General features: G+C 46.3%; 15 protein-coding genes. 6 read left to right on the top strand and 9 right to left on the bottom strand.

The features are described from left to right. Nucleotides 1-32 precede the first annotated feature (32 nt). From AACR11_RS27465 to AACR11_RS27455, 3 genes are all read left to right on the top strand, one after another. Nucleotides 33-1736, top strand: coding sequence for an ABC transporter ATP-binding protein/permease (locus AACR11_RS27465; RefSeq protein ID WP_029788411.1), 1704 nt, complete (start codon nucleotides 33-35; stop codon nucleotides 1734-1736). Next, nucleotides 1733-4549, top strand: a complete 2817-nt coding sequence (locus AACR11_RS27460) for a M16 family metallopeptidase (RefSeq protein ID WP_029788412.1) — start codon at nucleotides 1733-1735, stop codon at nucleotides 4547-4549. Before AACR11_RS27465 ends, AACR11_RS27460 begins: the two co-directional genes overlap by 4 nt. Before the next feature lie 77 nt (nucleotides 4550-4626). Further along, nucleotides 4627-5103, top strand: coding sequence for a hypothetical protein (locus AACR11_RS27455; protein ID WP_029788413.1), 477 nt, complete (start codon nucleotides 4627-4629; stop codon nucleotides 5101-5103). Between the two features lie 56 nt (nucleotides 5104-5159). On the opposite strand, the gene AACR11_RS27450 is transcribed toward AACR11_RS27455, so the two are convergent. Continuing rightward, nucleotides 5160-5813: a DsbA family oxidoreductase gene (locus AACR11_RS27450; RefSeq protein ID WP_029788414.1), complete on the bottom strand. Its 654-nt coding sequence runs from the start codon at nucleotides 5811-5813 to the stop codon at nucleotides 5160-5162. A 194-nt stretch (nucleotides 5814-6007) separates the two neighbouring features. On the opposite strand from AACR11_RS27450, the gene AACR11_RS27445 reads away from it, so the two are divergent. Both AACR11_RS27445 and AACR11_RS27440 read left to right on the top strand, forming a co-directional pair. Next, nucleotides 6008-7171 carry a MerR family transcriptional regulator gene (locus AACR11_RS27445; RefSeq protein ID WP_029788415.1) on the top strand — a complete coding sequence of 388 codons (1164 nt, stop codon included), beginning with the start codon at nucleotides 6008-6010 and terminating at the stop codon, nucleotides 7169-7171. 7 nt (nucleotides 7172-7178) lie between these two features. Continuing rightward, nucleotides 7179-7751: a GNAT family N-acetyltransferase gene (locus AACR11_RS27440; protein ID WP_029788416.1), complete on the top strand. Its 573-nt coding sequence runs from the start codon at nucleotides 7179-7181 to the stop codon at nucleotides 7749-7751. Nucleotides 7752-7887: 136 nt separating this feature from the next. Here AACR11_RS27440 and AACR11_RS27435 read toward each other — a convergent pair whose 3' ends face one another. The 5 genes from AACR11_RS27435 to blaCARB form a co-directional block, all read right to left on the bottom strand. Further along, complete coding sequence (locus AACR11_RS27435; RefSeq protein ID WP_017189509.1) at nucleotides 7888-8316, bottom strand: CesT family type III secretion system chaperone; 429 nt, start codon at nucleotides 8314-8316, stop codon at nucleotides 7888-7890. Continuing rightward, nucleotides 8316-9299, bottom strand: a complete 984-nt coding sequence (locus AACR11_RS27430) for a YopT-type cysteine protease domain-containing protein (protein WP_017189508.1) — start codon at nucleotides 9297-9299, stop codon at nucleotides 8316-8318. The genes AACR11_RS27435 and AACR11_RS27430 overlap by 1 nt, the downstream gene beginning before the upstream one ends. Before the next feature lie 387 nt (nucleotides 9300-9686). After that, nucleotides 9687-10736, bottom strand: a complete 1050-nt coding sequence (locus AACR11_RS27425) for an alcohol dehydrogenase family protein (RefSeq protein WP_017189507.1) — start codon at nucleotides 10734-10736, stop codon at nucleotides 9687-9689. A 2-nt stretch (nucleotides 10737-10738) separates the two neighbouring features. After that, complete coding sequence (locus tag AACR11_RS27420; protein WP_009700062.1) at nucleotides 10739-11254, bottom strand: TetR/AcrR family transcriptional regulator; 516 nt, start codon at nucleotides 11252-11254, stop codon at nucleotides 10739-10741. Nucleotides 11255-11381: 127 nt separating this feature from the next. After that, nucleotides 11382-12233, bottom strand: a complete 852-nt coding sequence (gene blaCARB, locus AACR11_RS27415; protein WP_005452579.1) for a CARB/PSE/RTG family carbenicillin-hydrolyzing class A beta-lactamase — start codon at nucleotides 12231-12233, stop codon at nucleotides 11382-11384. Between the two features lie 212 nt (nucleotides 12234-12445). Between blaCARB and AACR11_RS27410 the strand changes: the two genes are divergently transcribed. Continuing rightward, nucleotides 12446-13777 carry a ferredoxin reductase family protein gene (locus AACR11_RS27410; protein WP_029788417.1) on the top strand — a complete coding sequence of 444 codons (1332 nt, stop codon included), beginning with the start codon at nucleotides 12446-12448 and terminating at the stop codon, nucleotides 13775-13777. 62 nt (nucleotides 13778-13839) lie between these two features. On the opposite strand, the gene copI is transcribed toward AACR11_RS27410, so the two are convergent. From copI to AACR11_RS27395, 3 genes are all read right to left on the bottom strand, one after another. Further along, nucleotides 13840-14376: a copper-resistant cuproprotein CopI gene (copI, locus tag AACR11_RS27405; protein WP_029788418.1), complete on the bottom strand. Its 537-nt coding sequence runs from the start codon at nucleotides 14374-14376 to the stop codon at nucleotides 13840-13842. A 77-nt stretch (nucleotides 14377-14453) separates the two neighbouring features. Continuing rightward, a complete protein-coding gene (locus AACR11_RS27400) occupies nucleotides 14454-17663 on the bottom strand; it encodes an efflux RND transporter permease subunit (RefSeq protein WP_029788419.1) in 3210 nt (1069 codons plus the stop codon). Further along, nucleotides 17660-19384, bottom strand: a complete 1725-nt coding sequence (locus AACR11_RS27395) for an efflux RND transporter periplasmic adaptor subunit (protein ID WP_029788420.1) — start codon at nucleotides 19382-19384, stop codon at nucleotides 17660-17662. The genes AACR11_RS27400 and AACR11_RS27395 overlap by 4 nt, the downstream gene beginning before the upstream one ends. Nucleotides 19385-19409: the final 25 nt, after the last annotated feature.

Below are 19409 nucleotides of genomic sequence, written 5' to 3'. Positions count from 1 at the left end.
GGCTGCTGGTTGCCTTGTCGTTTTGGTGCAACATGTCTAACCATTCTCCCCTGTCTTTAAAAGACAAACCTTTCCTCGCGCAAGTATGGTCACTTGCACACCCTTATTGGCGTAGTGATGAAAAGCGCATTGCTTGGCTGCTTTTGGGCTTAGTCGTCGGTTTAAATTATCTGATCGTTGAGGTAGCGGTTCTTTACAGTAACTGGAACCGTGACTTCTTCAATCTTATGCAAAACGAAGAATGGAATAACTTTTGGAATATGCTGGGTCAATTTGTGTTGATCATGGCGGTTTACACGGTTGTTGATTTGGCCGAGGAGTATTTACGCAGAACATTGCGGATCCGTTGGCGTCGGTGGTTAACCCATGCATTTTTACAAAAATGGTTGGGTGGAAAGCGTTTGTACCGACATCAACTGACCTATCCAGACAGTGATAACCCAGATCAGCGTATCTCTCAGGATGTGAAGGATTTTTGCGATAATACTTTAAAGATGGGACTTGGTTTACTTCGAACTGTGACAAGTCTGTTCTCGTTTGTGGTCATCTTGTGGAACCTGTCTGGCAGCTTTACGTTTGAGTTTGCTGGGAGCGAATGGGTGCTTCCGGGCTACATGGTTTGGGTTGCTATCATTTACTCTATCGTCGGTACTTGGTTAACACACAAGATCGCAAAACGTTTGGTGCCACTTAACTTTGAACAAGAAAAAAGTGAAGCAGACTTTCGTTTTCATTTGATGCGAGTGCGTGAACATGCTGAATCCATTGCATTACAGCGTGGTGAACTTGCTGAAAACTATCGCACACAAAATCTGTTTAGCAAGGTTTGGGACAACTGGCAGCAACTTACAGGTATGAAGCTAAAATACGGCGCGTTCACGAGTGGCTATAACGAAGTTGCGCGTATTTTTCCATATTTGGTCGCTTCGCCGCGCTTGATGAGCGGCGCACTTCAATTGGGCGATATGATGCAAACTGCGACTGGCTTCTACCGAGTACAAGAAGCCTTCAGTTGGTTTGTTGACTCTTATGAAGAGGTCGCAGATTGGCGTGCAGTCACTGATCGTCTTATTACTTTCCACACTCAGTTAGAGATGTTACCGACTACTAACGCTCTACCATTATCAAAACAACCGGAGTGGCGCGATCTCAACTTGTTCTCTCCGAACCAGCAGACTTTGTTGTCTGAACAAAGCGGATCTATTCATCAAAGCATCACTATTAAAGGTGTTTCTGGCGGTGGTAAAAGTACCTTTATTCGCTCGCTTGCGGGTTTATGGCCATATCAAAGTGGCGACATCAGCATGCCTGACGACAGCGAGTGTATGTTTATTCCTCAGAAACCGTATTTGCCGAACGCAACATTACGCGAAATCTTATTGTATCCAAGCGGCGGTTTAGTCTCTGACGATGTGCTCATCGATGCATTAAATCAAGCCGGTATTGCGAAGTTTGCTGAACAAATGGATCGGCAAAGTAACTGGCAACAAAGCGTTTCTGGCGGCGAGCTTCAGAAAATAATGTTAGCGAGAAGTCTAGTTCAAAAACCGCAGTGGTTGTTCTTAGATGAGGCAATGTCAGCACTTGATCCTGAAAGTTATCGTTCTATTCGCGCGGTTATGGCAGAGCAGTTACCAGAGACACATGTTGTAGAAGTCTCTCATCGTGAAGGTGGGGCTGAAGAACAAAATCAGATCACCTTATGTACTCAAACTCAATCGTTCAAATATTCATGAAGATTAATAAATTACTGATCCTGACAAGCAGCGTCTTTTTAAGTGCTTGTCAGGTACTTGCGCCAAATAAAACGGTGGAGTCGTCCCTCGATCTTACACAAGCACTGACTTTTGATCGTCGTGCGGACGTTGGGCAACTAGAAAATGGGCTGAGCTATTACATAGCAGAAAACACCAATCCTGAATCGCGGGTCTACGTTCGTCTGGTTGTGAATGCTGGCTCAATGAACGAGGAAGATGACCAGCGTGGTGTTGCTCATATTGTTGAACATATGGCGTTTAATGGCACCAAGCATTACCCCGAGAACGAAGTAATCAAGGTTTTGGAAGAAGCGGGCATGAAGTTTGGCGTGGACATCAACGCTTTTACGGACTTTGAGAACACCGTCTACACATTGAATCTTCCAAACAACAATCCAGAAACTCTCGAGTTGGTGATGGATGTTGTGTCAGATTGGGCAAGTAATGTCACCATGCTGAAAGGCGACTTAGACGCAGAGCGTGGCATTGTATTGGAGGAATGGCGCGCTCGATTGGGACCAATGTTGCGTTTAGGGGATAAGAAGAGTGCGATTGAGATGGCCGGTTCCCGATACGTAACTCGTGACCCAATTGGTGATCCTTATACCATCCAACATGTCTCGAAATATCGTGTTGCTGATTTCTATAACAAGTGGTATCGCCCGGACAATATGTCGATTGTCATCGTGGGTGACGTCAACACTGAGCAAATGAAACAACTCATTTCGCGTAAGCTAGGTCATGACCGCACGCCAGATACGCCGCTGGAAAAAGTAGATTATAGTATTCCGCTCATCGAGGGTTGGCGCAGCGACACGGTTTCTGAAGAGGGATATTCATCACCTTCCGTTGAAGTCAGTTTCTTTTCTGAGTTCAAGCCTGATCTCAGCTACGCACGCTACCAAGATGATCTTGCACATCAAATCGCGACTCGTTTGCTCAATGTACGTTTGCAACGTTGGGAACAAGATGAAGACAACGTAGTTAATGCGGCAAACTTCTATTCATCAAATGTTGGAAGAGAAACGACGCAAGCAGTGTTCTCTCTACAGTTGGTTGACGGTGAGTATGAGCAAGCAACTCAGGGCTTATTTAAGTTTGTTTCTCAGCTAGCTCAACATGGCTTTTCTGAGCAAGAGATCAACGGTGAAATCAGCCGCTTGAAAGGTGTGATTGAAAGAGGGAAAGACAAAAAAGACTATAGCATCGATCTTGCTGGCGACTTAATGGTGTCAGCGGCAAGTGGACAAACCTTGATCGACAAGGAACAAGCTTATCAGCTTAACAAGTACTTCTTAGAGCGCATTACGCCACAACAAGTGAATGATGCTTTCAAGCAGATCATCGCACCTAAGTCACGATTGATTTTGTTAACCCAACCTTCTGATAAGCGTAAGCCAAAACTAGATGAGAAATGGGTAGAAGGAGTATGGCAAACCACGATGCAAGAGCAGCAACCACCGTGGTTTATTGATGAAAGCCAAGCCGTATTGCCTGTGGTCGATCCGAAAGTGGGGAGCGTAAAGCAAGAACGAAAGTGGGCGGAGCACCGAATCACTGAGTATCGCCTAAGTAACGGGAGCAAATTGGTTTACCGTTATAGTGATAGCAATCCGGGTCAGGTGCACTTTAAAGCGCTTACTGCTGGTGGGACGCGCTCAATTCCTCAACAAGATTATCATGCGTTAAAAACGGCGGTTAGCTTAGTGGATGATACCGGAGTGGGCGTTGTACCTCAGGCGGATATTCAAACTATTTTCCGCGGCAATCCAGTGGTGATGTCTACACTCGTCGATGAGTACCAACAAGGATTCTCTGGTTGGGCGAAGACTGAGAGCTTCGAAAAAATGTTGAAGCTTTTTCATCTTAAATTAGCCGCAAGCCCTATTTCGGAGAAGTCGTTGAAAGAGTATCAAGTTGAGATGGCGCAAAAACTTAATGGTGCTCGATTTGATGGTGCAGATCGATTTGTTCGCAAAGTCTCAGAGTTACGTTTCCCTGATATTCCTACGGTTTATAGCGACAATGGGGAACATGCTGCAAGCTATACAGCTCAAGGCCTGAGCGAGGTGTATCAGAAGTATGTTGCGGGCAAAACGGACTATACCTATTTCGTTGTGGGTGACATATCTGCGGCTCAAATTGAATCGCTGGCTGCGCGCTACCTTGCTTCAATCAAGGTAAAAGAAGTTTCTCGTGAGTACTATGAAGTGAAAGCGTCTTCACCAAAAGTACGTTACAGCACGCCAGATTCAAAAGAGCCGAGGGCAGAAGTCGAAATCTACCTAACTCAAGATTCACAGTGGCGACCTGACAATGCTTACTATTTGGAGCTCAGTGGAGAACTGGTTCAGGAGCAACTTCGCCTTAAACTTCGTGAGCAGGCCTCAGGTGTTTATGGTGTAGCGAGTTGGTTCTGGCAAGATATTCATAGCCCTCAAGCGGAAGGGCGAATCCTATTCACTTGTGCACCTGAGCGCGTGGATGAATTGATCTCTCTGACTCATTCGGTGTTGAACTCTGTGGCTGAAACAGGGGCTGATGAACAAGTATTAGAAAACAAACTGCTGCAACGCGATGATCAGATTGATCGTTATCTACGTTCTGATTTAGGGATGTTAAATGCGATGGAGCAATCGTACCTTCTTACCGATAGCCCACGATTGATTCAAGCACAACGTAGAGCAAACAGTGAAGCAAGCAAACAGAAAGTGGATGCAATTATGCGTCAGTTCTTGAATCAAGCGACACGTTTTGAAGCAGTGTTATTACCAGAAAACACAGCTAAATAATCGTGTTACCAATTAAGTAAAGGCTTCAACCACGTGATAGTAGAAGTCAGAGCGTGGTTGAGGTTTAGGTTAAAGAGATGAAAAAACAACGACTAATAGGATTATTAGCAGCGGTCGCATTTAGCGCAAATGCAGGTTTGGAACTGACTAACACCTATCAAGATTGGGAACACTACGAATCTAAGAGTTTTGATACCGGCGAAGCTGTCATCCTTGGGGTTTCAAGTGTCAGAAGTGACGCTAACGTTGATACTGTTGCATTGCGATGCACGACAGAAGGTGTGAACTTACTCTTTTTTAACGGCTTGTTACGAGAAGAGTTGGGCTACGCAGCGAAAGCATCATTAGACAATGGACAAGCGTTTACTATGGATGTTTGGATCAAAGGAAAGACACATTGGGCTACAGTGCCAGTCGAGCAACTTAATGATTTTTACCAAGCAAATTCGCTGAAGGTTGAGTTGAAAGGCGATGCACCAAAAGTTGAAAAGGTAGACGTGTCTTTGCGAGGTTTTAAAACCATGTATCAGACCTTGATACCAAGCTGTAAGTAAATACATAGATAGGCGTATCGAAGTGAACGATATGCCTATCTCGCGAGTCTTCAACCTTACTGTCCTAACTTCTCCGCATACTCTGTTAGGATTTGTTTATACACTTCCACTGGTTGTGCGCCTGTCACAGCACTTTCCATATTGAACACCACTGTTGGTACTGAGCTCACGCCAAGTTGATGCCATTGGCTTTCTTGATACTCGATAGAGTCAGCATTACTTGGATCGTCTAGGGTGGCGATGCCCATATTTGCATCTAAACCAATGTCAGTCAGAATCGCTGCCAGTGTGCTTCGGTCAGAGACATCTTTGCGTTGACCAAAGAACGCAGTAAACAGGGCTAACTTCAATTCAGTTTGCTTACCAAATTGCTCCGCCCATTGCAGCAGTACATGCGCATCTCGCGTATTGACCATCTTCATGTCATCAAAGTAATCAAAGTCGAACCCCACTTCTTTACCTAGATTAGTCAGGTTATCACGTGCACGAACACTGTCTTCCGGTGTTGTGCCGTATTTATTCGCTAGGTGCTGGCGTAGGTTTTCTCCTTCTGCTGGCATGTTTGGGTTCAATTCGAACGGTTGCCATTCCAACTCAATTTTGTCTTCCAATCCTAGCTCTTGAATTGCTTGTTGTAAGCGTTTGTAGCCGATGATGCACCAAGGGCAAACCACATCTGAAACTACATCGATTTTGATTACTGATTCCATAAAGCAGACCTTACTTTTTCGAGTTATAAAATGGATATGGAGACCAAGAGTGTTAATTCAACCAGTTACCTTTTAGTAACCTGATGCTTTTCTCTCCGCGTTTTATCTTTGATCGTATCTTTTCCTACAATTCATGTTGACCTGTCTATAACTCTACAGTTTAAGATGCTTTCATCAGCGCTGAGGAAAATTACATGTATCGGATATCGGAACTGGCAGAGATGCTGGGTTTGTCTCGCACCACATTGCTCTATTACGAGAAGATTGAGCTCATCAAAGGGCAACGGTTAAGCAACGGCTACCGCGCTTATAGCGATGCGGATCTACAACGCTTGCGTTTGATCCAGCAATTGCAAAGCGGCGGACTGACGCTCAAGGAGTGTAAAGCCTGTCTGGAAGCTAAAGTAGATCGCCAATTGATGCTAGAAAGGCTCAGGCTCCTCGATGAAGAGATTGAGCAAAAGCAGAAATCACGTCAGCTTTTGGCGGCGCTGCTGGGCGAAACACCGTTAACCGATTGGCATGAATCGTTGGATGAAGTTGCACCGGATGCGCACTTGAAATGGCTTATGACGCAAGGTTTTAGCGAGAAAGAGGCCCTTCACTTACGTTGGTTATCAAAAGATATGAACACTCATGAAGATTACATGGCGGACTTCTTCCGCGTATATGAAGCCTTGGAATTTTGGGGGCCGGGAGCAGAGCAAGACACCTTGAAGGCATTGAGTATGCTACCTACGCAACCTGATGAAATTCTGGAAATCGGCTGTGGACAAGGTATCGCGACTCGCACGCTGGCTCAACACGCACATGTTACTGCTGTTGATAATGACGAACCATCGTTGCAGCGCCTGAAAGGCAAAGCTCAAACTCTCGGTTTAAGGGACAAGATCACAACAGTGTGTGCCAGCATGACAGAGCTCCCGTTTGCAGAAGGCTCGGCCGATGTCATTTGGGCAGAAGGCAGTGCATACATCATGGGCGTGGAGAACGCATTCAAAGCATGGCGTCCATTGCTTAAAGAAGGTGGTATTTTAGTGCTGAGCGATTTGGTTTGGAACACCGAGACTCCAAGTGAAGATACGGTGGCGTTCTGGAAGAAAGAGTACCCAGATGTGGGCAGTGTCGAGAAGCGAATTAAGCAAGCAAATGTAGCGGGATACCATGCGCTAGAGACGTTCCCAATTAGCCAACAGGCATGGGATAACTACTACGTTCCTTTAGATGAGCGTGTGCAAAGTTTGAAAGCTGAGATGCTGGAATCGCAAGCATTAAAAGACATACAAGTTGAATTAGATATCGTTAAACGCCGTCGTAACGAAGTGGCGTATCAGATGTATATCTTACAAAAAGATTGATAGAAAAATGAACGAAACAACAAATCAAAACACACAAAAAACAAACTACACATTTTCTCCTTACGAGAGAGTAATGAGCAGCGAGATGATCGCTTTATTTACTCAAACCTTTTCTGATTCTGAAGGCGAAGTAGAAGGCAAAACCATCGGCTCGCTCGTCGGTGACTTACTGACAACAACCCCAGAACAGGAGCTAAAAGGCTTTGTGGCTAAACAAGGTGAACGTTTAATTGCAGGTGTGTTGTTTACGCCACTACGCTTTGAGAGTGGTGAAGTAGGTTATCTGTTATCACCAATGGCAACTCTGACAGAATGCCAAGGAAAAGGCGTAGGACAAGCCTTGATCAACTTTGGTCTGGAACACTTAAAACAGCAAGGCATTGAGTTGGTATTTACCTACGGCGATCCTAACTTCTATTCGCGCGTTGGGTTCCAACAAGTCTCCGAGGAGCAGTTCAAAGCGCCACATGTCTTGAGCTTTCCACATGGTTGGTTGGCACAATCATTTACAGGTGAGTTGACGCCAACTCAAGGCACATCTTCTTGCGTGCAAGGTTTGGGTAGTCCTGTGTATTGGTAAAAGAGATAAGGCAATCTGGTGTTGCCGCGTTCAATCCACGAATAAGTAACGCCCAATCACGCGGGCGTTACTTATGCTAAGTCTATACCCAAATCATTCTCGCTGAAGTTAGCATCTCAAGGTTATTTGGGTGTATTTACACTGAGATCATATGCGGTCGGATATTTGTTGGCTGAGTGTTTTCTGGGGTTGGATCCACATCAGAAATCGCAGCCTGTTTTTCGATAAGGTCCTGAATAAAGCACTCTACCCATGCCTCTAATGCTGCCACATTAAGCATCGCAATAGGTTGTTGAGACCATAAAACTGCGGTGTTTTCTTGATGAGAAACAACGTGAGAAGGCCAATATTCACCAAAGATATTGCTCTTTGCCAGTTGCTCTGATATTGGGTTCATCTCACCCAGCTCTGCATATAGGACCATCCACTCTTCATTCTGATGCGTGAAGTGAAGTTGATATTTTTCGTTGATAAGCAGACTGTAAATGCCATCTTTTACGATTGGGCTCTCTAGACCATTCTTTTCAAAAAAGCTGCTAACTAGGTACTCGAATGTGGTTGTCATTAATGGTTAGCCTCCAAGTTGACGATGCTAAACTCTCCGGATAAACCAAATTTTGGTAGGTCGTAGCCTGATTTATGCCAGAAATCCTGAGTAAACCAGTTGGTGAAATCTTCTTTGCTTGAGAAAGAAAACTCGCCGAAGTTAGGGTCAAAGAACGTCACGTTATCCCCATCTACAGCCGCAGCAACGGCATGTGCATTACTTGGTCCTTCCAGACCAATCTTCTTAAATAGTGATGTTTTAGGACCATTATCAACGATCTTCGCAGCGAGTTCTGCCGCTCCATTTTTGCCACGGCTTGTTTGCCCACTCACGCGTGATAATGAACCGAGTTCTCTATAAGGCGATTCGATGTTATTGCTTCTTAACCAACCTTCTGTGATAGTTTCTTGGTGATTGCCAAGCATGCCATCGGTTTGCAGTTGCGCGACGGACTGCATTGTCTCTTTATTCAACTTGCCTTTATCGCTTGCTGTTCCTGATTGAAATAACTGCTCCCCTAAATTAGAACCTTCCGCTCTTGCCTTCATCCAATGTGCGCTGAGTGCTTCACAGCATCCGCCAGAGGTATTGGTGTCTTTCAAAATGGCGTTTTTGATGCTGCCCGTTACTTGGGAGAGCTGCATGGTTACCTCGCCGTTATGTTTTGCTACTGAATTGCGTAACGAAGCGGTTTTCGTACTGACCAGAGCATGCAAAATACGATCGCCTAGAGTTTGTACTGCTGTTTTAAAGTTTTGTAGCCTTGATCTAGGTTCTGCACTTTGTTCTGGTGTCGCGCTTTTCAGAGATAATGAACTGATCGGTGCTGGGTTGGCTGCTGCAACGTTATTAAGACGTTCTAGCATCATATTGCGGATCGCATCTGACGGTGTTTGTGTGCTCACACTCAAACCACCGAGTTGACCTTGATTTTGTGCTTGTGTAACTGGTGTAGAGATGATTGGTCGACTGATAGGAGAAACATTAGTAACACCTTGCATAACTACCTGCTTTTCGTTATTTGTTTTGTGTGTAGCAAGATTAACCAAAACCTATCAAGGTGGCCTGTTAGCCATGGTCGTTGTTTTGTTGATTTGAGCGGGGTACTGCTTTGAATTGATAAAGGGGGAGTTGACGTTAATCAGTTAATTGATTGGAGATTTCGGGGTCAATACATGCGCCAATCACCTTATCAGCATTTGTTTTTGCTCTAAAAATTCATTGCAGATAAGCGGGAACTTAAAAACGGTAGTACGTGTTTGAGTTGCATCGCCAAACAAAACCTACCGTTTTCATGTTGGAGTCTACTTTCCGATCTTCATCCTGAGATAGCTTACATATATGATATCTCTTCAGGTTTCGTCATAAGTACTGCTTCATCATCAGTATTACTTCACGGTAAGGACCATCTTGCCTACGTGCCCCTTCTCTTGGAATGCCGCTTGCGCTTGGTTGATGTCTTCAAGTGGGAAAGTCTGCGCGACCAATGGTTTGATGTTGCCTTGTTCAATATGATGAACCAAGTTTCCAAACACTTCAGGTTCAAGGACGGTACAACCAAAGAAACTGAGATCTTTGAGATACAGAGTGCGCACATCTAACTCAACCATCGCGCCGCCAATGGCACCTGAGACCGCGTAGCGACCTTTCGGGCGTAATACATCGAGAAACTGTGACCACTGGTCGCCAGCAACTAAATCAATCACCACATCGACGCTGTTGTTGCCAAGTGCTTCAACAAGATTTGCGTTGCGTGGCACGACTTCATCTGCGCCCAGTTCTAGCACTTGTTCATTTTTGCTTGGACTTGTGATGGCAATAACGATGGCACCGCGTGCTTTGGCAAGTTGAATCGCTGCAGAACCGACCCCGCCGGAAGCACCAGAAATCAAGACACGATCTCCCTTGGCAACACGAGAGCGCGTGAGCATGTTTTCTGCCGTTGAGTACGAACATGGGAAAGACGCAAGCTCTACATCGCTCAAATTCGTGTTTAGTTTGTATGCGTGCGTAGCTGAAACCACGGTGTATTCAGCAAATCCACCGTCGCATTCTGAGCCAAAGTACCAAGGTGGATTAATGGTTTCGCCATTTACATCGCTTAAGCAAGGCTCAATTAGAACGCGTTCACCTATGCGGCGTTCATCTACCATACTACCCACGGCAACGATCTCGCCACAGACGTCAGCGCCTTGAATGCGTGGAAGAACCAGTGCATTGCCGCTCCAACTTGCATCCTCGCTGTCGTTGTCGCCTTTTGAATACCAGCCAATACGCGTATTGATATCGGTATTGTTCACGCCCGCTGCGGATACACGAATCAGCACTTCGTTCTCTTTTGGCGTTGGGACAGGAATATCTTGGCGGTATTCCAGCATTTCTGGTCCGCCGTGACCGGTCAATAGAACACCTTTCATTGTGGTTGGTAGTGTTGTCATGATTAATCTTCCTTTAGCAATCTTAAAACAGCTTGTTGCGCAGAGTTCAGAGCCTCGTTACCCAGTACCGGCCAAGCACTGGATACCCCTTCGTGTAATAAGAACAGCTGTGTGGCGAGGTCTTGGCGAAGGCTCTGTTTACCCAAAAAATGTCGAACGTCTTCTTTATGTGCTTTCACGGTTTGGTTGATGATGTCGTGTTCGGGAAATGCCGCAACCGCGTTCATCGACATGCAACCATGCGGTGCGTAGTCTTCCATCCATTGTTTGAGCTTACTGAAGATATGCTGAGTCGCCTCTAACCCTGTTTGTGGAGAGTTATCCAACAGGAAATTCAGGTAGCGTTGGTGACGGTGTTCTAGTGCGGCAACGATCATTTCTTCTTTCGAAGGATAATGCTTGTACAAAGTTCGCAAGCTCACGCCACAAGCGGCTTTGAGCTGCGCGACACTCGGCTCTGCAAACCCAAGTTCGCTAAAAGCTTGTTCTAAATTGGCGGCGATCTGTTCTTTCAACATAGAGTTTTCTTAAGGTAGAATGAATGTTCTACTTTAGGGTAGAGCGATCGTTCTACCTATGTCAACTAAGATTGTAGATATAAAAAAACGGAGCCTGAGAGCTCCGTTGTTAATCATAAAGTTAGTGTTAAATATTTTTGTATTCGTCCAACACCAGTTGGCTAATCTGAGCAATCACTTGGTCACGAGCTTGCAGTGACAGATCGGTGCCGGTGATATAGATACTGATGTAAACAGGCTTGTGATTTTCTTTCCAGATCATCGCGGTGATACCACGTGAGCCAAAACCGCCTGCGCCAGAACGATCTGCAATTGACCAGCCTTTAGGCAACACAGAACGCATTAGAGAGTCAGATACCTTGTTGTCTTGCATCCAGATCTTTAATTGAATGCGAGATTCATACGATAGCGCGTCGCCTTCTAGTAGGGTGTGTAGGGTGTTTACCATGGCGTTAGGTGTTGTCGTGTCTTGCTTGTCGCCCGGTTTCGCTTCATTCAATCTCGGCTCAAAACGGTCAAGTCGGGTTGCTTTGTCTCCAATGGTACGCAAGAACATTGTCACACCACGAGGTCCACCCACACTGCGCAAAACAATGTTGGCTGCGGTGTTGTCACTCATCAGCATCGCGGCTTCACAAGCATGCTCAATGCGAGTCGTTTGACCAGCCATGCGGTCCATCACCGGAGACCACACCACCATGTTGCGTTCTTCTACTTTAGCGGTCGCGTTCTTATCGAGCTTTTCATTATCCATGTCATTTAGCATGGTCGCACATGCGAGTGTTTTGAAGGTGCTCATCATGGGAAACCGCTCATCGCCACGATAATCCCAATGCTCATCGGTTTGTGTATCCCAAACCGAAACACCGATGCGACCTGAGATATGTTCTTCTATTGCAGCGAGGTCTTCATTGATTTTGGCGGCGTAAGTTGCACTTGAACAGGCTAACAATCCGAGCAGCAGAAATAGCTTTTTCATCGTTGATTTTCTTAGTGTTATTAATACCAGTTCTTACTCTGGTGACATTACCCGGAACTATAACGAGTGAATACTCTAATAACTGTTAGATTCATGTCTTTTTTCTGTAGGAATCTTTGCATATGCCAAGCTTTACCCGTTTTTACGCTTATTGACGTTGTTTTACATGTGAAGGACTAAAGTAAAGTTGTCGATTAACCGAGTAACCAATCATGAAAACAATCCGCAATATCATCTGGGCAATGATCGCCGTGATGTCCGTATTATGGTTTGCGATGGAGCCGCAGCTTTTCTCTTCCAGCAATGTCTTTGAATGGCGATCTGCCATGATCCAATATTCAGGCATTTTGTCTTTGATGTTGATGTCGGTCACCATGGTGTTGGCGATGCGTCTGCCCGTGGTTGAAAACTGGCTTCATGGCATGGACAAAGCGTATCGAGTGCATAAATGGTTAGGTATTAGCGGTGTTGCATTGGGTATTGTGCACTGGCTTTGGTATCAAGTGCCGAAATGGTTGGTTATGTCGGGAGTATTGGCGAGACCAGTAAAACACTCAGGAGCAGGACCTGCTGGTAATTTGTCTGGCATTGAAGCTTGGGTTAGTGGTCTACGTGAATTTGGGCAGAGCCTTGGTGAGTGGGGCTTCTACTTACTGTTGGTGTTGTTGGTGGTTTCTTTGTGGAGTGCGATAAAATACAAACCGTTCAAACTCTCTCACCGTTTGATGTCGGCTGCTTATCTATTGATTGCTATCCATTCCGTGCTGTTGTTAAAACGCGCGTACTGGGGTGAGCCTGTTTACTACGTTACGGTCGCCTCTGCAGTCGTTGGTTCGATCGCCGCACTTTACAGTTTGTTTGGCTTGGTTGGACGTCGGAATAAACACTCCGCTATGGTGACTTCTACACGTTACTTCCCACAAGCAGAGGTGATGGAGTTAGTTTTAAAACCAGACGCGTCTTGGCAAGGGCACAATGTGGGGCAATTTGCCTACTTACGCTTTGGTGACGAAGATGCGCATCCATTTACCATTGTATCCGGTAGTGAAAGTAACGAACTGCGTTTCTTAATCAAGGAGCTGGGCGACTTTACCACTGGGCTTTATGAACGAGTGCGAAATGGGGACGCAGTCACGATAGAAGGTCCTTACGGTCGTTTAGCATTTGATTTAGATAAACCGCAAATTTGGGTCGCTGGCGGCGTAGGTATTGCTTCTTTCTTTGCTGCTTTGGAAGCATTAAAAACGAAAGCGAGTAACAATAACGTGCACTTGTTTTATTGTACACGTGGTGTAGATAGCCATTTAGTTGATGAGCTATGGCACCTTGCTCACCAAGCCAACGTCAACTTGCATGTGATAGACACACTGAAAGCACCACGTTTAAATGCTGAGCGTATCATCGTGCAATGTGGTCATTTAAATCAGTATGAAATGTACTTCTGTGGACCTGAAGCGTTCTCAAAAACATTGAAAAAAGAGCTCGAGGCGTGTCAATTTAATATTGAAAGAAGCTATCACGAAGAGCTGTTTGTAATGAGATAAAAATCGTTATTGAATGAGAAAGGAGCTGAATGAACAGCTCCTTTTGTATATTTGATTTGATACTACAGCTCGATATTTTTAACCATGGCAGCTTCCGCATGACCCGGAATGTTGCACGCGAACTCAACGTTGTTGTCACCGTGGAAATGCCACAATAACTGCTTCGCTTTGCCCGGTTCTACCGTCACAGAATTTCCTGAGTCGTGCATGTGCCCACCAGTCATTGTCTTCATCATTTCACGATGCTCTAGCTGCTCTTTGGCAGAACCGATAGTGAACTCGTGGTCGATTTTACCCGTGTTCATGACTACAAACTGCACCACATCGTTTGGCTCAATCTTAACGTCCTTCTTGAACTTGATTGTCATGTCATCACCTAAGATAACGTGTACCACTTTGTCTGGCTTTGCCCCTTTTGCAGGCATACCAACTGCCGACATGCCCGGCATATCCATCATGTTTGAATGGTCCATTTTACTGTGGTCCATTTCCATGCTGCCGTGGTCCATATTTTCATGCTTCATATGAGCATGATCCATTTGGGCAAAGGCAGTCGTTGTAGTTAGGGCTAGAGCAAGAGTGATTAGTGTCTTTTTCATTTTTATATCCTTGTTTTAATTCATTAATAACTTGGTTACTTCCCCTCAAAACGGATTGTTTGAGGGGAAGGTAGGGATTACGCCTTGTTGCCAGTGCGATCTTTGCTGTCGGCGTTTTCGATTTGATTACCAGCTTGCGTACTTGCTTGACTAGGAGTTGAGTTACTTGGGCGCAACTCGCGTTGTTTCCACAGCTTGAAGATGGCAGGAAGTACCAAGAGCGTCAGTAGCAGTGCTGATGCCATACCACCAATCATTGGTGCGGCGATACGTTGCATCACTTCTGACCCTGTACCTTCGCCGTACATGATCGGAATCAGACCAATAATGACCGTTAGTACCGTCATCATTACTGGGCGAACACGTAAGCCTGCACCTTCGCGAATGGCATCGGTTAGGTCTTTCGCCTCAAGCTTTTGTTGGCTCTCTTCCGCATCGAGTTTTTTGTAGTGCCACGCTTGGTTGAGGTAGACGAGCATGATGACCCCAATCTCAACTGCGACACCTGCTAGGGCAATAAAGCCGACCCCGACGGCAATCGAGAAGTTGTAGTTGAGGATATGCATGAGCCACAAACCACCGACCATAGCGAGCGGTAGGGTAAGCATGATGATCATCACTTCGCCGACACGACGGAAACTGAAGTAAAGCAGCAGCATAATGATGGCGATGGTGATTGGTACCACGACACTCAAGCGATCTTTCGCACGCTCCATGTATTCGTATTGACCAGACCAAGCCAACGAGTAACCTGCAGGAAGCTCCAGTTGATCTGCCACGACCTGTTGCGCTTCCACGACGTAAGAACCAAGGTCACGACCATCGATGTCGACAAACACCCAGCCGTTTGGACGTGCGTTTTCCGTCTTTATCATTGGAGGACCGTCTTCGTAACGAATGTCTGCTACGTCAGCCAGTGCAATACGAGCGCCATTTGGTGTCACTAACGGTAAGTTTTGCAGTTTTACCACTGAGTCACGGTAGTCTTGTGGGTAACGAACGTTGATTGGGTAACGCTCCAAGCCTTCGATGGTTTCACCCACATTCATGCCGCCCACCGCGCTCGAGATCACCTGCTGAACATCTTTGATGCTTAAACCGTAACGCGCTGCCGCACGACGTTTAATGTCGATCGTGACATAGCGGCCTCCTGCTACACGCTCTGCATAAACCGATGCCGTGCCTTGTACACCATTAAGAATTGGCTCCAACTGAGAACCGATTTTCTCGATCACTTTCAGATCGGGTCCGGCGATCTTAATACCGATAGGGGTTTTGATGCCCGTTGCCAGCATGTCGATACGCGTTTTGATCGGCATAACCCAAGCGTTAGTAAGACCAGGGAACTGAACCAGACTATCGAACTCTTTGCGTAGCGACTCGGTTGTTACACCTTCACGCCATTGATCGCGTGGCTTCAACTGAATCACGGTTTCGATCATGGTGAGTGGCGCTGGATCGGTTGCAGTCTCAGCACGACCAATCTTGCCCCATACGGTTTTCACTTCTGGAACGGTTTTGATCAGCTTGTTGGTTTGTTGTAGAAGCTCGCGCGCTTTACCAATCGAGATACCTGGGTAGGTCGTTGGCATGTACATCAAGTCGCCTTCATCCAGCGGTGGGATGAACTCGCTACCCAGTTTACTGGTTGGGTAGTAAGCCGACGCCATTAGACCCAATGCAATAACAATCATGGTCTTAGGGTATTTTAAGCTGGTGTTCAACAACGGGCGGTACAACGCGACCAAGCCGCGGTTAACCGGGTTTTTGTGTTCCGGTAACACCTTACCACGAATGAAGTAGCCCATAAGAACAGGGACGAGTGTGATTGCCAAACCTGCTGCCGCTGCCATGGCGTAAGTCTTAGTGAACGCAAGCGGCGAGAACATCTTGCCTTCCTGACCTTCTAAGGCGAACACCGGTACGAAGCTAAGTGTAATGATCAGCAACGAGAAGAACAGCGGTGCGCCGACCTCCTCTGCGGCTTTGCCAATTACTTGCCAGCGGTTCTTGTCGGTCAGTGGTGTTCGTTCAATGTGCTTATGAACGTTTTCAATCATCACGATTGCGCCATCCACCATGGCACCAATGGCTATCGCAATACCACCCAAGGACATGATGTTGGCGTTGATGCCTTGCCAATGCATCACGATAAACGCACTAAGAATTCCGACAGGTAGACTCAGAGCGATAACCAATGAAGAACGAATGTGGAATAGGAACAACGCACACACAATCGCAACGACGATGAACTCTTCTGCAAGCTTCTTCCATAGGTTTTCTACCGCTGAATCGATAAGGGTAGAGCGGTCGTAGGTTGCCACAATTTCTACGCCTTCTGGTAGGCTGCGTTGTAGGTCTGCAAGTTTGTCTTTGACTTTCGCAATCACTTCACTGGCGTTTTCACCAAAGCGCATCACGATAACCCCACCCACAGCTTCACCTTCGCCATTCAACTCAGAGATACCACGGCGCATTTGTGGACCAAGGTTAATGTCTGCGATGTCTCCTAATAGTAACGGCGTGCCTTTCTCGGTGACTTTTAGAGGCAGTGATTTGATATCTTCAATGCTGGTTAAGTAACCCGTGGTACGAACCATGTGTTCGGCTTCCGCAACTTCGATAACGGACGCGCCGGTTTCTTGGTTGCCGTTTTGGATTGCCATGTTCACTTGTTGCAAAGTGAGGTTGTAAGCACGCAGCTTGGCAGGATCAATCTGTACTTGGTATTGCTTCACCATACCGCCCACGGTAGCGACTTCAGAGACGCCATCAACGGTTTGCAACTCGTACTTCAAGAACCAGTCTTGCAGGCTGCGAAGATCAGCCAAATCATGCTTGCCAGTTTTGTCTTGTAATACGTAGCTGTAAACCCAGCCTACGCCTGTCGCATCAGGACCTAAGGTTGGTTTTGCGTTCGGTGGGAGCTTTGGTGCTACTTGGCTTAAGTACTCCAACACGCGAGAACGTGCCCAGTACATGTCGGTATCATCGTTGAAAATGATATAAACGTAAGAGTCACCAAAGAAGGAGTAGCCACGAACCGTCTCAGCACCCGGCACGGCAAGCATGGCGGTTGTGAGTGGGTAAGTGACTTGATCCTCGACGACTTGAGGAGCCTGACCTGGATAGCTTGTCTTGATGATCACTTGCACATCAGAAAGATCCGGAATGGCATCAACAGGCGTATTCTTTACACTGTAAAGTCCGCCTAATACAAGAGCTAAGGTCGCGATCAACACTAAGAAACGGTTGCTCAATGACCAACGAATAATTGCACTGATCATAGTGATTCCTCAACCGCCTCTGTTGCTGGCGTTAGCTGTTTAAGAATATAATCAGATCCTTGTTTTTCAACTAGAAACCGAACTTTTTCTCCTTCTTCAAAACCTGATAAATCCACCTCTTCACCGACAGAGAAGTTCATTTCGCCCGCATCCCAATTCCATTCTGCTACTGGTAGGTGGTTTAAGGTAATCATGCCAAAATCAGCCATCAGCATCGTGATGTCACCAGTTAGCCAAACTTCAGCTGCAATGACGCTGTTGTCTGCCTTATAGTCAACGATTTGGTACTGACCAGATTCTGTTTTCTGCATTTCAAACTCGATAGCCTGACCTTTTTTCAAGTCACCCATCTCGACGCCATCAGCAAAAGTAAAGTTCATCACCATGCCTGGCCAATCCCATTCTGGTACCGGCTGGTGGTTAATAGTCAGCATGCGGTGATCTCTCATTACATCTGTGATTTCGCCCTTTGCCCATGCCGTTTCTGCCGCTGCTTCTATGCCGTTGATGCGAGACAGATCTGCTGACTGGCTTGATTCAGAGTCAAGCATGAAGTGAGATGACGTTACGATCTTGTCGTCTTGTTTAAGTCCTTGTAATACTTCGATTTGTTCGCCAGCTTCACGACCGACTTCAATTCGAGCAGAACGGTATTTGCCATTACCTTCAGCCAGAACAACGCGAGTCATACCGCCGGAGCGAATAACGGATGACTTAGGAATGGTTAGTACCGCATCGTCAGTGACAGGCTGCAACGCGATATTGGCAAACATGTTAGGCTTTAGATCGCCATTTGGGTTAGGGAACTTGAGACGTACGCGTAACGTACGTGTTTTAGGGTCGAGGATTGGGTACACGTAATCTACGACACCTTGCCATTCAGTACCCGGAATGGCGTCAAGGGTCATCGTGGCTTGAGAGCCGGCTTTCATCCAATGTGCTTGACGCTCAAAGACTTCCGCATCAACCCAAACATTGTCCAAAGGACCAGCACTGATCACCGCTTGAGCCGGAGACAAATAGCCACCTTCTCGCACGTTTAAGCTCGCGATAACACCATCAGCAGGTGCTTTAATTTCAATGGTTTGGGATGCTTTACCACGACGAGTAATGGATTTGATTTGTGCACGGTCAACACCAAGCGTTACTAAGCGCTCAGTCGCCCCTTTCACTAGCCCTTTACGACCAGTACGGTAAGCATTCAGCAGTTCTTCCTGTGCCTTAACCAGTTCCGGAGAGTAGAGAGTGAAAAGCACATCGCCTTTCTTCACCTTCTCACCCACAGCATTGATGTAGAGTTTTTCTACCCAACCTGCAACACGAACGTTGGTTTGCCATAACAGACTTTCATCGAAGGCGATATAACCAACCGTTTCGATGCGTGGTGATAACTGTTGTCGTGCCACGTTTGCGGTTTTGACCCCGAGATTATTTTCTACTGAAGGATCGATAGTCACCGTGCCGGGCGCCTCTTGTTCACCGGATAGGTCTTCTGCGTAAACCGGAATCAAATCCATGCCCATTGGAGATTTACCCGGTTTATCACGTTTGTAGTTGGGATCCATTGGAGCAACCCAATAGAGTGGATCATTAGAATTTGCTGCGGAAGTTCCACCCATCGCACTCATGTCGTGAGCTGAGCCCGCAAGAAAATGATTAGCACCAAACCCTAAAGCACCACCAACAATCAGCGCGATGGTTGCAACTTGTAATGTTTTCATTCTTATACCTTATTTTCCCGTTTGC

The organism is Vibrio sp. L85 (genome assembly GCF_963871815.1).
GTDB lineage: Bacteria > Pseudomonadota > Gammaproteobacteria > Enterobacterales > Vibrionaceae > Vibrio > Vibrio harveyi.
Note: the sequence above shows the minus strand (reverse complement) of the source record. Positions and strands in the feature narration are given on the sequence as shown.